General features: G+C 45.6%; 13 protein-coding genes. All 13 read right to left on the bottom strand.

Going from position 1 to position 13,758, the window contains the following annotated elements:
• Nucleotides 1-30 precede the first annotated feature (30 nt).
• The 13 genes from AY606_RS15275 to AY606_RS15215 are packed head-to-tail and all read right to left on the bottom strand — an operon-like array spanning nucleotide 31 to nucleotide 13,750.
• Complete coding sequence (locus tag AY606_RS15275; protein ID WP_067870525.1) at nucleotides 31-1,251, bottom strand: beta-ketoacyl-ACP synthase; 1,221 nt, start codon at nucleotides 1,249-1,251, stop codon at nucleotides 31-33.
• Nucleotides 1,251-1,976, bottom strand: coding sequence for a 3-ketoacyl-ACP reductase FabG2 (locus AY606_RS15270; RefSeq protein ID WP_067870523.1), 726 nt, complete (start codon nucleotides 1,974-1,976; stop codon nucleotides 1,251-1,253). Before AY606_RS15270 ends, AY606_RS15275 begins: the two co-directional genes overlap by 1 nt.
• Nucleotides 1,973-2,410 carry a hotdog family protein gene (locus tag AY606_RS15265; protein WP_067870521.1) on the bottom strand — a complete coding sequence of 146 codons (438 nt, stop codon included), beginning with the start codon at nucleotides 2,408-2,410 and terminating at the stop codon, nucleotides 1,973-1,975. Before AY606_RS15265 ends, AY606_RS15270 begins: the two co-directional genes overlap by 4 nt.
• Nucleotides 2,407-3,606 (bottom strand): beta-ketoacyl-[acyl-carrier-protein] synthase family protein, encoded by a 1,200-nt coding sequence (locus AY606_RS15260; RefSeq protein ID WP_067870520.1) that lies wholly within the window; start codon nucleotides 3,604-3,606, stop codon nucleotides 2,407-2,409. Before AY606_RS15260 ends, AY606_RS15265 begins: the two co-directional genes overlap by 4 nt.
• A gap of 12 nt (nucleotides 3,607-3,618) precedes the next feature.
• On the bottom strand, nucleotides 3,619-4,155 hold the full coding sequence (locus AY606_RS15255) for a DUF3261 domain-containing protein (RefSeq protein ID WP_502692137.1): 537 nt from the start codon (nucleotides 4,153-4,155) through the stop codon (nucleotides 3,619-3,621).
• Between the two features lies 1 nt (nucleotide 4,156).
• Nucleotides 4,157-5,455 carry an NAD(P)/FAD-dependent oxidoreductase gene (locus tag AY606_RS15250; RefSeq protein ID WP_067870515.1) on the bottom strand — a complete coding sequence of 433 codons (1,299 nt, stop codon included), beginning with the start codon at nucleotides 5,453-5,455 and terminating at the stop codon, nucleotides 4,157-4,159.
• 19 nt (nucleotides 5,456-5,474) lie between these two features.
• A complete protein-coding gene (locus AY606_RS15245; RefSeq protein WP_067870513.1) occupies nucleotides 5,475-7,799 on the bottom strand; it encodes an MMPL family transporter in 2,325 nt (774 codons plus the stop codon).
• On the bottom strand, nucleotides 7,774-8,373 hold the full coding sequence (locus AY606_RS15240; protein WP_067870647.1) for a LolA family protein: 600 nt from the start codon (nucleotides 8,371-8,373) through the stop codon (nucleotides 7,774-7,776). The genes AY606_RS15245 and AY606_RS15240 overlap by 26 nt, the downstream gene beginning before the upstream one ends.
• 53 nt (nucleotides 8,374-8,426) lie before the next feature.
• The gene (locus AY606_RS15235) at nucleotides 8,427-8,846 is read right to left on the bottom strand and encodes an acyl-CoA thioesterase (protein WP_067870511.1); all 420 of its coding nucleotides are present in this window, start codon (nucleotides 8,844-8,846) and stop codon (nucleotides 8,427-8,429) included.
• A 19-nt stretch (nucleotides 8,847-8,865) separates the two neighbouring features.
• A complete protein-coding gene (locus tag AY606_RS15230; protein WP_067870509.1) occupies nucleotides 8,866-10,398 on the bottom strand; it encodes an HAL/PAL/TAL family ammonia-lyase in 1,533 nt (510 codons plus the stop codon).
• Complete coding sequence (locus AY606_RS15225; protein ID WP_067870644.1) at nucleotides 10,398-11,276, bottom strand: lysophospholipid acyltransferase family protein; 879 nt, start codon at nucleotides 11,274-11,276, stop codon at nucleotides 10,398-10,400. The genes AY606_RS15230 and AY606_RS15225 overlap by 1 nt, the downstream gene beginning before the upstream one ends.
• Nucleotides 11,277-11,331: 55 nt before the next feature.
• Nucleotides 11,332-12,066: a glycosyltransferase family 2 protein gene (locus AY606_RS15220; RefSeq protein ID WP_067870507.1), complete on the bottom strand. Its 735-nt coding sequence runs from the start codon at nucleotides 12,064-12,066 to the stop codon at nucleotides 11,332-11,334.
• Between the two features lie 13 nt (nucleotides 12,067-12,079).
• Complete coding sequence (locus AY606_RS15215; protein WP_067870505.1) at nucleotides 12,080-13,750, bottom strand: ApeI family dehydratase; 1,671 nt, start codon at nucleotides 13,748-13,750, stop codon at nucleotides 12,080-12,082.
• Nucleotides 13,751-13,758 lie beyond the last annotated feature (8 nt).

Here is a 13,758-nt window from a genome sequence, read left to right as displayed (position 1 = left end):
TTCATCAGCATGATTTTTACTCTTTTGTTATTAAATCCGTTTAAAAATAAGTGAGGTATTGATTCCTCCAAAAGCAAAATTATTGCTCATAATAATGTCAGCATGCATATTTCTAGCATCATTCACGATGTAATCCAGATCGCCACATGCTGCATCTAGTTCTTCTAAATTCAAGGTCGCAATAAACTGGCTACGTTGCATCATTTCAATACTTAGCCAAGCTTCTATAGCGCCACACGCTCCTAGAGTATGCCCAAAATAGCTTTTGAGTGAGCTGATCGGTTTCTTGCCCAAAATTCTGGCAGTAGCCTGAGTTTCTGCAATATCACCCTGATCGGTCGATGTGCCGTGCGCGTTGACATAGTCAATTTGGTCTGCCGGAATTTGCGCATCAGCCAATGCCAGTTGCATGCAGCGCCCCATCATGTCTGAATCTGGACGTGTGACATGCTGACCATCGGTATTGCTGCCATAGCCAATGATTTCTGCATAAATTTTGGCACCACGAGCTTTGGCATGTTCATATTCTTCTAAAATTAAACAGCCTGCACCCTCACCCACCACCAGGCCATCACGTTTGGCATCAAATGGACGTGGTGTTTTTTCCGGATGTTCATTTTGACCGCTGGTGGCCAGCAAAACATCAAACACCGCCGAACCTGCGGCACTGAGTTCCTCGGCACCCCCTGCCAGCATCACGGTTTGCTTGCCGTATTTAATTGCTTCATAGGCCTGACCAATAGCCATGGAACCCGAGGTACAGGCGCTTGAGGTCGGTAGCGTCAAGCCTTTCAAGCCAAAATACACGGTCATGTTTACCGCACTGGTATGCGACATCATACGGATATAGGTGGTGGCATTCATTCTATTCATGTTGTTATCAAGCAACATACTGCCAAACTCGCCAATTGCATCGATGCTCCCGGCCGATGAGCCGAATGCCACACCTGCTTGACCACTGCTTAAGATTGGATCATTTAATAGGCCTGCATCTTCAAGAGCTTTTTCAGCACACACCGTCGACATCAGGGCAACTCGGCCCATGCCGCGTGTCACTTTACGATTAAAATGTTTGGGGATGGTAAAGGATTTGACTGGGCCGCCCAGTTTGCTGCGCAGGTCAGTGTAGACTTCCCATTCCGGCATATAGCGAATGCCACTTTTACCCTGTTCAAACTGAGTAAAAATCTGATCTGCCGTTTCACCTAAAGAAGTAATGCCTGACATACCCGTGACCACAACACGCTTCATCAAATCAATCCCCCATTGACTGAAATCACCTGTCGAGTGATATAACTGGCATCATCGCTGCATAAAAATTTCACCACTTTGGCCACTTCATCGACCTGTCCCATGCGTTGCAACGGAATCATCTTCAATGCATGCTCTTTAACTTCTTCAGTCACCATTTCGGTTTCAATCAAGCCCGGGGCTACACAATTGACGGTGATTTTTCGTTTCGCCAGTTCCAGCGCCAAAGCTTTGGTCGCGCCAATTAAACCGGCTTTTGCCGCGCTGTAATTGACCTGACCGCGGTTGCCTATCAACCCTGAAACAGAAGACATGGTCACAATACGTCCACCCTGTTTCAAGCGAATCATCGGCATTACCAGTGGTTTCAATACATTATAAAAACCATCCAGCGAAGTCGAGATGACTTCATCCCAATCCTGGTCGGTTAAAGCTGGAAAGGCAGCATCACGGGTTAAACCGGCATTTAATACCACCCCATAAAATGCACCATGTTCCGCCACATCCTGCTCAAGCAATTGCATGACGTTTTCACGGTCATTAACATCAAATAAAAGCGCATGACTGGATTGACCCAAGGCCTGAATTTCCTGTACCACCTGCTCGGCTTCTTGCTGTCTGGATCGCGCATGTACGGTGACATCAAAGCCGGATTGCGCCAATTGCAAGGCAATGGCTTTACCAATGCCACGGCTTGAACCGGTTACTAAAATTCTTTTACTCACTGTGACTTCCCAATATTTTTTTCAATTTCCGGCGGCTCAAACACACTCAACATGGCACTAAAACGATGCTCTCGGTATTCGATTTCACAGTTAAACTGCCCCAACCCCTCATGCAAATAGCTTTGTTCCGCTTTAATCCGCACGGTTTCCCCCAAAGCAAAATAAGGCACAGGCAACTGCATTTTACGGGTACCCAATAAAAACCCAATTTTTGGTGTCAAGCCAAGCATTTGACCTTTATGTCCTGCGTAGGCGCTGATGGTCTGCGCCATCAGTTCAATACTGGTCCATGTCGGTAAACCTTCAGCTTCACAAAACATCAGTTCAGGTCGAATCACCAGTTCCGCGATGGCAAAATGTTCATTAGCTTCAATGAGATGATCCACAAAAACCATTGGCTTTTGATGCGGGATAAACTGTACTGCATCCATCATTTCAGTTTTGTTCCAAAAATCAGACTGATATTACTGCCACCAAAAGCGAATGAATTACTCATTACATACTGAATCGGCTGTTCTAACTGCGCATTCAGCACATAATTTTGCTCATCCAGTTCAGGGTCGATGCTACCCGATTGATGCAAGGGCAACCATGACTGATCTGCTAAAACTTGCTGACAAATTACTGCTTCAATCGCGCCTGCTGCACCCAGACAATGCCCTGTTTTATGTTTGGTACTGCTGACTGGAACCTCATAGGATTGAAATACGGTCTGAACGGCTTTAATTTCCATGGCATCATTTTGCGGTGTTGCCGTACCGTGCATATTCAAGTAGCCAATATCACTGGCTGTAACGCCGGCCATATCCAGCGCTTTTTGCATGGCCTCGGCAGCGCCTTTGCCTTCCGGATGCGGTGCAGAAATATGCCAGGCATCCATCGATTCACCCGCTGCCATCAACATCACCGGGGCGGTGTCTTTGGACAATAGAAACAGGCCGGCCGCTTCGCCAATATTAATCCCGTCACGCTGTGCACCACAGGGCTGACATAGACCGCTCGACAGGCTTTCCAGACTGTTAAATCCATTGAGAGTCAGCTGACACAAGGTATCTACACCGCCGACCAAAACAGCATCAGCGAGGTCAGCATTAATCAGGCGCTGTCCTGCCGCCATGGCTTTGGCACTGGAAGAACAGGCGGTGGAAATGGTATAAGCTGGCCCTTCCCAGCCCAGATACATTTGCAAGGTTTTGGCTAAACTACCCATTTCCTGTTTGTAATGCTGAACTTCAACCTCAGCCTGATTGACAAAATATTGTTTCAGAACTTTTTCATTGTCCGCAATACCCGAAGTCGAAGTGCCCAAAATAATCGCCAGACGTTTGCGATCCAACTGCGCAGTATATGCTTTCATATCCGCTTCAATTGAACTTAAAGCGGTTAAAGCAAAACGTAAATTACGCGAATCTACATCCTGTAAAAAGTCTGGAATGCTGTCGATTAAGGCGTGTTGATATGCACCGACCCAGACCTGTTTCTCAGGGATAAATCCTGAAACCAGGCTCAAAGTATTTTGTGCAGTGGTCAGCGCCTGTTTGATCTGTTCAGCGCTATTGCCGAGTGCAGATAACCCCACACTGAACTGAATCCCGACTGCAGGATGTTGTGTCGTAATTTTATCGCCCATGCTCATCCTCCTTTATTCAGTGTTTTCCAAGCTATCGCTGATGGCACTGATGACCATTTGATAAGGCACTTGCAGATTATCCAATTCGATTACATCATTTTCATGCTGGATGTTTAATACATGCTGTTGGTTAATAAAAACCGACTGTATCTGAGCAGAATTTTCAATCCGGACATTCTGCTGCTGTAACTGGGCAAAATTCGGATAAGTGGCATATAAAATATCGCGTACTACAAATTCAAATGGCAACAGTTTCATTTGCTCAATACGCTGTTCGACATGGACTTTCTGACCATCAAAACTGAGCTTGAACAGTTGCTGCCCGGTCAGCGTCAACGCCAGCATCTCCAGCTTAGCCCCTTGCTGTTGCTGATACAGTAGAAAGCTAAAACTCTGATCTTTCCATTGGATTTCTAACTGATCCTGACGCTGGTAGTTTTGTGCAATCCAAGTGGTAGTGCTCAACCCCTGTGCTTTGGGTAGCATGGATTGACAGCCACTACACAGCAGCACTGCACTGATAAACATTGCTGACCATTTTAGCTGCATATTAGACACCATTACTGAGGGTTTCAGTTTGCTGCGGATCACGGCAATACTCCGCCAACGTACTTAACCGTTTTTTGGCATTTTTATGAATCGGATTAGTGGTATCCCAGGCATAACCGGCAAGTAAGGATGACACCATGCGACGAATATTTTCATCTTGCTGGGTTGAGAACACCACATCCTGAAATTCACCGCTATACCAGGATTCCACATAGGCACGGAATACCTGAATGCCTTTACGCAGCGGTTTCTCGTATTGTTCCATCCAGTTAACCGTCTGACCTTGCAGCACTTGATCCACCAAAGGAATTGCCAGGCTTGAAGATTTCAAGGCAATGGTGACGCCGGATGAAAATACGGGATCGAGAAATTCACCGGCATTGCCCAGTAGAGCATAGTTACGATCCGCCAGATGTTTTACATTAGCAGAATAGCCCACCAGTGTCCGCACCGGTATATCAAACTTGGCATTGCGTAATACCTGCGATAGGCTTTCATCATCGGCCAGAATGCGTTTCAATAAGGACTCGACATCATAATCAACACTACCATCAAAGCCATATTGTTCAAAGAACTCCTGCTCTGCCACCACACCAAAAGATGAACGTCCATCGGCAAAAGGAATCAGCCAGTACCAGGCGCGATGATCTTTGGCATGTACCGTAATCAGGATTTTTTCCCGGTCAAAATCAGGAGCATCCAAAATGCCATCTTCAATATGGGTAAACACGGCACGACGTACCGGAAAGTTGGATGGACTTTCTAGGTCTAAAAACTTCGGTAAGATCCGGCCAAAACCGCTGGCATCCAGTAAAAATTTAGCCTGAATCTGATAGACATTTTGTTGCTCATCTTTTACCGTCAAAATTGGCTGATCTGAGGCAACATCCACATCAATCACTTCATGTCCAAAATGAATTTCTGCACCGTATTTTTCAGCTTGCTGTGCCAGTAAATGGTCAAAGTAGGCACGGCGAACTTGCCAGGTGGTTCCCGGGCCTTGGCTAAACTTTTGAGTAAAGTCATAAAAACTGCGCTGCTTGCCCCTTAAGAATGCCGCGCCATTTTTAAACTGAAAGGCAAACTCGCCCACATGCTCACGTACTGTATCTAGCAGCCCGGCTTCTTCGAGAAAAACCATGCATTGCGGCAACAATGATTCACCAATGGAAAATCGGGGGAAATGCTGTTTTTCAATAATCGTGACCTGATAGCCTTTCTGGCGCAGTAATGCGGCTGCTGAACTCCCCGATGGTCCTGCGCCGATAATCAATACATCTGTGTGTTGCATGGGGCTCATTGCACTGTACCTTAGTCTCTCAGTTCTTTGACTGATATTGTTGAAGCACCCCATGTTTGACATCGGAAGATGTAAACAAGGTTGCGTAAATAAATGAAAAAACCACCCCAAGCAACACCGTCAAACCAAAGCAATGAATGGCATAGGTCTGGCTAAAGGATAATAAACCGAAACCTAATAAAGTTGACATCATACAAAGGAATAGCGCCATGCCCACCACTTGCGGATGATCATGTCCGTGGCGGTAGAAAATGGCATAGTCCACCCCAATTCCAATAATCAGGAAAGTCCCCATAATGCTGAATAAATTGATTTCCACACCAAGCCAGGCCTGAATCGCAAAGGTGGTCATCAAGGCCAGCGTCACCGGCAAGACCAAAGCTAAAATCGACTTCAAGCCATAAATAATGCCTAGTCCAATCATTAAACAGATTAAAGCCGAAACCAGTAACCATTGCGCCTGAATACGGTGCTGCTGGAACAACTCAGACAGTTGATTGACTGGACGTAATAGCTGCACCTGCGGAGTATTGAGCTGTTCTAAAGTGGCAACATTATGCACATTTTGCAGCAGTACCAGACGCTCGGTTGGACTCATTTGTAGAAAAGCCAAAGGATGCTGGCTCATTTCAGCAGGACTGAGTAAAGGCTGCTGGGCCAGTTGTTTTTGCCAGCCCAATACCTCTGCCGGATTCAGCTGCAATGCTGCGGCATAGTCCAGCAAGGCACCGGTTGGAATCGCTTGTAATAACTGAATATTGTGTTGCTGCTGCGCTTTGGATGGCAGCCATTGACCTAAAGCCTGAAAACCATCCAGCTTGTTTTGTGCCTGTAGAACTTGCAGTTTTTCTAACAGTTTCTGTTCGTTTTGTTCCAGTTGCTGAGTTGTGCTGCCATGTACCACAAAGTATTCACTGCTTTGCTGCTGCATAAAGCGTTCACGGACGTACTGATCTTCCTGCTTGAGTTTTTGATCCATACTTTGTAAGTTACGAATATCATCATTGCTTTGCAGAAACATTAGGCTACTCCCCGTGACCACAGCAATTAAGCCGATCAGGCCATAACGCAGACCATTTCTAGCCTGCACCCAAGAGCGTGCTTTGCCAATAAAGCCTAAACGGCGAATGGCCGGCTCGGCATTTAATGGCGCTAATCTTGGTAACAGTAAAACGCTGGTGATCCATGCCGCAGCCAGACCCACCATAGAGAATACTGCAATCTGTTTAAAGCCCGGAAATGGGGTAAAGCTGAGGAAAATATAGGCAACCAGAGTGGTCATCAAACCCATAAACAGGCTTGGCAATAATGGCTTTAATACTGCAAAACCGTTGATATGTCGATGCTGCGATTGCATGGCCATAAAGTAAAAAGAAAAATCGACACACACCCCCACCAGACTGGCGCCAAAGACCAGAGTCATCAGGTGAATTTCCCCAAACACCCAATGGGTAAGGGCAAATGCCACCAGACATCCGGTTCCTACGGCAATCATTTCAGTCAGCATTGGACGAATCGAGCGGAAGCCAAACAACACCAAAAGAAAAATACCGAGGGTAGAACCTAACCCAATAGTAGAAATTTCTTTTTCCGCCGAGGTGGTACCGAATTGGGCAAACAGCAAAGTACCGGTCCAATGCGGTTCAACCTGCATCTGTTTCAGCTTTGCATTGAGCTGCTCAATCCATGCTGATGTTTTTTCCTGATAATCAATATTGTAAGGACTATTTTTTAGCTCTAAGAGCAATAAACGGGAAATACCTTGCTCATCTCGAATCGTGGCAAAACCATCTTCCAGCGTTATATCCGGGCTTGCCTGTAAACTTGATAAGCCCATGGCATAACGTGGAAACAATAACAGCGGGTCTTGTTGTAACAGCTCTGTAGTCACAGGCATGCCCGGACTCATGATTTGCAATAAACCTTGGTCGGTCAAAGAGGCATAATCTTTTTCTTCAAGCAGTTTTTGATCATCGGGGGTGATCAAGCCGGCACGATGTTGATATAACACTTGGGCAAACTTTTCACTGTCCAGCTGTGCATGTAGCGGTTGCCATAAATCCGTTGCCGCTACGCTTTGTTTAAAGGTTCGGGTAGCTTTTGTTAGAGCTGCATCATCCTTGGCATTGAGCACCACAAACACCTTGTCATTCAGCTGCTGACTGACATATTGCTGCGCCCGTTCCAGCCGCGGATCCTGGTGGGCTTCCGGCAATAAGGCAAAGATATTGGTTTGAATGTGAATCTCTTTTTTCAGCCAAGCCGTACCCAGCGCGATGGCGATCACGCTGAGCACAATCAGCCACAGCGCCGTAAATTTATTTTGCCAGTTGGAAAAGTGCATTTTCCTCAGCCGTTAAAATTTGGGGTTGAGTCGTTTGCTGGCTAAAGCGAATGGTACTGCTATTGTTGCCTTTTTCCTGCAGCACAATACGATCGACATAACGCTGTCCTTGGGCATCGACACGGACAAATAATTTTTTAAATAAACTGCTTTTCGGGGTTAAAGTCACACTCCACTGCGCCGGGGTATAACTGGCCGAAACAATATTGAAGTTCTTGGCTAAAGCCGTTTCATTGCCTGACATCAGCTGCAAGAACATGGTCGCAACCGAGCCATAAGGTGATTTATCAATTTCAATCTGACTATAGGTGCGCTGGGTTTTTTGCACCAGTTTACGCGGGGTTACAATCAGGTCGGCTTTGACTGGGGTTTGAATTTTCCAGATCACCCCTTCTGATTTGGAAAATAGTACCGTGCCTTTGGAAACAAAGGTTTTATTCATTGAAGTCAATTTTTTTTGCTGTTCAAAATTGGCCCGCACGGTAGGCGTCGCGGCAAGCTGTGCAAAAATTTGTTTGAGCTGCGGATTTTGCGCATGCACCGGTTGCCACAGCAACATGATAAGAGCTAGCATGGCTGCGAATAACCGCCATGCTGCACGTGGTAGATTGATCAATGTCATCTGCTTTACTCCGCTTTAAACTCAGACCAGGCGTTTAAACGCTGCAATAAAATTTGCGGTGACTGGAAACACATTTCACGGTTTTCAATCTGTACCGCCACTTGGGTGGTATAGCCTTTGGTCAGTCTTTTTCCAGTTTCCGCATCAAAAATTTGATATTCAATTTTCAGACGATTTTCCCATTCTTTTAAAATCGCACGCACCCGAATTTTCTGTTGAAACAGGATGCCATGCGCATAACGCACATGACTTTCTATCACAGGCCATGCATAGCCGGAGTCACGCATCTGGGTATAGTTATAGTGAAATTGATCGAGTAACTTACAACGCGCAATTTCAAAATACTTTAAATAATGTCCATGCCAGACCACGTTCATGGCATCTACATCATGAAAGGGTACTTCAATGATTACATCGGCATGCATAGTCTGTATCCCATCAGCTTTAGCGAACAATTTCACTGCTTAATAATTCTAAATTTTCCAAACGATCCACCAGTTGCTGCAACTCGTGTTGCAATGGCCGGTCTTCCACCACGTAATCAAAGCTCTGCAACACCCAGGCACTAAATGCAGCCAACACTTCGGCCAGCTTGCCATCCAAACCTTTTAAGTGAATGGCCTGAACACTGGCACAGCACAGCGCGGCAATCACCTGTTCGGTCAGCACAATCACCCGGCTGGCATCGCGTGCGGCAATGGTGCCCATACTGACCTTGTCCTGGTTATGACATTCGGTCGAACGAGAGAAAATGGACGCCGAAAGGGTCTGTTTCAAGGCTTCCGCTGTCCATGCCGACACGCCAATCTGTACGGCTTTAAAACCGTGATTCAGCGGTAAACGTTCTGCTGTGGCGCCGGTCAAATTACGCGGCAAACCGTTATTCATTTTATAGTCCACCAGTTGCGCCAATTGACGGTCCATTAAATCGGCAATATTGGCGATCATGATTTTCAGACTGTCCATGGCTTGGGCAATATGCCCCCCATAGAAATGACCGCCATGCAACACGCGTAAATTCACTGGATCAATTAATGGATTATCATTACTGGAATTCAGTTCATTTTCAATAAACTGGCGTAACCAGGGTTTCGAATCTTCAAATACGCCAATAATATGCGGTGCGCAGCGCAAGGAATATCGGTCTTGCAAACGTGAACTCTGATGTTCAGTTTGTACTTCACTGTTTAACCAATTGCGCAATTGTGCGGCAATATTTTGCTGGCCCGGATGCGGTTTTTGTGCAAACAGTACTTCATCGAAATGACTCGGATTGCCTTCCAAAGCCAAAACACTCAGTGCGGTAATGCAAGTACTGGCCAAACTAATCTGTTCAGCTTTTTTATAGTTTAAACAGGCGATTGCAGTCATGACAGCAGTACCATTCATCAGTGCCAGTCCTTCTTTAGGACGTAACACCAAGGGCTGCATGTTTTTTTCTGCATAGACCTGACTGATCGGAACAATCTGCCCCTGATGGTAAACATCGCGTTCACCGACCAAAGCCCCTGCAATATACGATAAGGGAGTTAAATCACCACTGGCCCCAACTGAACCTTCTGACGGAATCACCGGAATCACGTTTTCATTCAGCATCCATACCAGACGTTGCAGCAAGGCATGCGAAACACCGGAATAGCCACGTGCCAGCGAACATAAACGCGTCACCACTACAGCACGCGCCGTGATTAAATCCAGATTCTGACCGAGACCACAGCCATGAAAACGCGATAAATGCAAAGGCAGTTCATTGACCTGATGCGCGGGAATTTCCACCAGACAGGAATCGCCATAGCCGGTGGTCACGCCATAAATCACGCCTTCATCCTGCAACAGCTGATCCAGAAAATCGGCACCGCGCTGAATCAATTCACGCCATTCAGCACGGGCAGGCAAAGCCACTGATTCTTCCTGACGTGCAACAGCCACCACATCTTCAATCGAAAGTGGTGTTTCCCCAACTATTAACACTTGCATTAATCTTTGTTCCAGAAATTATAGAAATTAAACCATTGATATGGCGCACGAATACAGTGCTGTTCAAGTAAGCTGACATATTGGCGTGTAGTATTTTGCATCGCTTGCATGCGGTTTTTACGCGGAAAATCCAGTTGCTCTGCCATCGAATGAATATGCACTTCAAAGCAGTTTTCAATGCGATAACAAAACACAGCCAGTACAGGCACTTTTAGCAAACTGGCTAAAATCCAGGCCCCTTGCGGCCAGTTCGCCTCTTCACCTAAAAATGAAACCGGCTGTACCCGATCCGATTGCACCGGAACGCGATCCGCCGCAACAATAATCCACTCACCCTGATCAAGTTTTTCTTGCAGGATCATTGCAGTTTCAATCCCCAGTTCATCCACCGAAATCAGATTGACATCAGCATGATCATTCAGTTTTTTGAGAAAGCGGTTAAATTTGGTGGCATGTTTTTGATAGACCAAGACATTAATTTTTTGCGGATGATCCGATTTGATTGCCCGCAGCAATTCAATATTGCCAAAATGCGACACCACAATCACTGCACCTTTTTTATAATGTGCGCGGAGATACTCATGTCCATGTAAAACCAGTTGCTGCTCGGGAATTTTTCCCAGCCAGCCTTCAATTTTATCCAGAATACATTCGCCAAACTGCATTAAATGCAGATAGCTATGGCTCAAACCCGGCGTAGTTTTAAAGGGTGAATTCGCTCCTGCAAAGTGATGCAACTTGGTTAAATAGAGTTGTGAGGCCTGACGAGCAGTGACCGAAAAAATCCAGAACCACATAATAATAAAATACATCAATATACGGCACAGCCAGCGACCACCTAAGCGATAGAAAGCCAACACCAAATTCAGTGAAAACATTCCACCCCGTTCTTTAATGTCATTCCATTGCGTTGTGTTCAGCTCAGCCACCGGGTTAACCTTTTATTTTCTGTGACAGCAATTTAGGCAAACGTAGCAGCATGCCGCCAAACAAGTGCAAATGTGCCTGACTTATACCAATATTGTCACGCCATAGCTTGAAATGCGAAATGCCATCTTCAGGGTAAACCACTTTGGTTGGCACATTCATAAAAGGTACCTCTGCCCATTTTAAACGCACCAAAATTTCACTATCAAACCCCATACGTGGCTGAAATTTTGCAGAATCCAGCACCTGAATGGTACTAAGCAGCGGATAAACCCGAAAACCGCACATACTGTCTTTAATATCAAAAGACAGGCTATTAATCCACACCCAGATATGGGTCGCATAACGACCATAAAGGCGTTTTTTGGGAACCGATTCATCGAAAATGGGCTGACCGATGACCATTGCTTGCGGGTTTTGTTGGGAGATTTTCAGGAATTTTGCCACATCCTGCCAGTCATGCTGAGCGTCGGAATCGAGCTGTAAGGCATGACTAAAACCCAGAGCATGTGCATGGCGTAAACCGCTGCTCACTGCCTTACCTTTGCCCTGATTATGACTATGCTCAACCAATTCAACCCAAGAGTGCTTTGCCTGAATGTCATGTAAAATTGCTGTACACACGGCATCACTGCCATCATTGACCAAAATAATCGGTATTTGAAACTGGTTCAAATGGGTTACCAAAGCCTGAATATGATGAGGATGGTTATAAACTGGAATCACAAAACAATGCTGCATATACATCCCCTTTTTAAGCCTGTTCAGTTTGTGTTTTAAACAACAAACGGCCAGATGCCAATGGCTGCTCTGCATGAGTTAATACAAAACTGACTTTGTGCAGTTTTCTCGACAATTTCAGTTGTAATACCCTATAAGGCTGGATCAGATCCTGAAACTTGAGCTGTTCAAAACCATTACACCATTCAAGCTCTGCCCAGGCCTGACGAGCAAAATGCTGAATAAACCCAATCTGTCCTACACCTGGAAAAATTGGATAGTCTGGAAAGTGCCCTTTAAAGCATTCCAGTTCAGGAGAAAACTCGAGGCGATAGAGCGCCTGATCTGGCTCATTTTGTTGCTCCAACACAATAGGCAATAACATAGGTTGAAATAAGGATTTCATGTATTGTTTATTCAGCTTAGATTGGGCATTTTGCGGTAATTGTGTCAAAAATCGCCATTGTCTTGGAATGGCAATGCTTTCCAGCTTTGAAGTTAACTGCGCTTTGATTGCTGCTACACATTGCGCTTTGTTGCTGCTTTGCAGCTGTTGTCTGGCCTGCTCGGACAAGACCGCCACACAGGCTAAAATCTGACGATGTTCCCGTTCCACAATCAACACATGGCACTGGATAATTTCATCCAGCTCGACAATTTTTTGTTCAATGGCATCCAGACTGAGGCGTTTCTCTTCCAGTTTTACAATCCGGTCTAGTCGTCCCAGCAAACGGAATGGACTTTTGAAATTTACCGCATCCATCACTTCAACTTTATCGCCGGTGAAAATCCAGTCTTCACTAAAAGCATGATTGGTTCTGATTTGCAGTTCCTGTTGCTCCCCGGCCTGAATATCGACATTGGCAAAAGGTGTCCACAAGGCATCATCTTGCTGTCGATGTGCAATCCCGCCAGTTTCGGAGCTACCAAACACTTCGGTAATCGGTCGGCTCACATAAGGACGTACACCGGACTCCAGTTTTCCACCCGATGAATATACGGTGAGGCAGTCTTGCAATAACACATCGCTGGTCCAACGCTTTAACAAGGCGGGACTGGAAATCACATAATTATCCATCTTAAAAGCAGCTATTTTTTTTTGGATATCCGCGACATCTTCAGGGAAAGCCAACTGCGTCTGATAAAAACAGCGACCACTTGCCAATGGCCAGAGCAACTTAAACAGCAAACCATAAATATGCTGATGACTGACGGTTGCAATGGCAATCGCCTGTTCAGGCAATTGAAAACTGGCATCCAGGCCCTGTACTTCATTGAGCAATTGACGCAAGGTACGCGGGATTTTCTTTGGCTGTCCGGTAGAACCGGAAGTGTAAAAATAGATTTCCGCCTGATGCAAAAAAGCATCATCCAGATTCAGTTCAATATTTTGATTTTGTTCTAATGATACTGACTGACGTTGCAAGAAATAAATGTTCTGTTCCGCGAGTTCTTTTTCTAAATCACTAACCCGATTAGGTGGCAAAAGCACCTGTTTTTTGGCCAACAGTGCGGCAAACAGCAGCACTAGAAACTGATAACTTTCAGGTTCCCATAAAGCCCAACTTTGCTGTGAAAGTGACTCAATTGCATGGCTTTGTTGTATCACATCCTGCCAGAAATCCTGAAAAGAGACTGGGCTTAAATCAGGCTGAATACACAGCACGTTCAATGAATGGAGATGATTCTGAAAATGACACAACATAATAATCT

It is taken from the genome of Acinetobacter sp. SFB (genome assembly GCF_001647545.1).
Taxonomy (GTDB): domain Bacteria; phylum Pseudomonadota; class Gammaproteobacteria; order Pseudomonadales; family Moraxellaceae; genus Acinetobacter.
The sequence above is the reverse complement of the archived record's forward strand: the minus strand, read 5'-3'. Positions and strand labels throughout refer to the sequence as shown.

Bases quoted from the DNA above. Each gene is read 5' to 3' on its own strand.
- AY606_RS15215 (WP_067870505.1), bottom strand. From the start codon at position 13,750: ATGTTGTGTCATTTTCAGAATCATCTCCATTCATTGAACGTGCTGTGT.
- AY606_RS15240 (WP_067870647.1), bottom strand. From the start codon at position 8,373: ATGCTAGCTCTTATCATGTTGCTGTGGCAACCGGTGCATGCGCAAAAT.
- AY606_RS15260 (WP_067870520.1), bottom strand. From the start codon at position 3,606: ATGGGCGATAAAATTACGACACAACATCCTGCAGTCGGGATTCAGTTC.
- AY606_RS15220 (WP_067870507.1), bottom strand. From the start codon at position 12,066: ATGCAGCATTGTTTTGTGATTCCAGTTTATAACCATCCTCATCATATT.
- AY606_RS15255 (WP_502692137.1), bottom strand. From the start codon at position 4,155: ATGCAGCTAAAATGGTCAGCAATGTTTATCAGTGCAGTGCTGCTGTGT.
- AY606_RS15250 (WP_067870515.1), bottom strand. From the start codon at position 5,455: ATGAGCCCCATGCAACACACAGATGTATTGATTATCGGCGCAGGACCA.
- AY606_RS15275 (WP_067870525.1), bottom strand. From the start codon at position 1,251: ATGAAGCGTGTTGTGGTCACGGGTATGTCAGGCATTACTTCTTTAGGT.
- AY606_RS15230 (WP_067870509.1), bottom strand. From the start codon at position 10,398: ATGCAAGTGTTAATAGTTGGGGAAACACCACTTTCGATTGAAGATGTG.
- AY606_RS15225 (WP_067870644.1), bottom strand. From the start codon at position 11,276: ATGTTTTCACTGAATTTGGTGTTGGCTTTCTATCGCTTAGGTGGTCGC.
- AY606_RS15265 (WP_067870521.1), bottom strand. From the start codon at position 2,410: ATGATGGATGCAGTACAGTTTATCCCGCATCAAAAGCCAATGGTTTTT.
- AY606_RS15245 (WP_067870513.1), bottom strand. From the start codon at position 7,799: ATGCACTTTTCCAACTGGCAAAATAAATTTACGGCGCTGTGGCTGATT.
- AY606_RS15235 (WP_067870511.1), bottom strand. From the start codon at position 8,846: ATGCATGCCGATGTAATCATTGAAGTACCCTTTCATGATGTAGATGCC.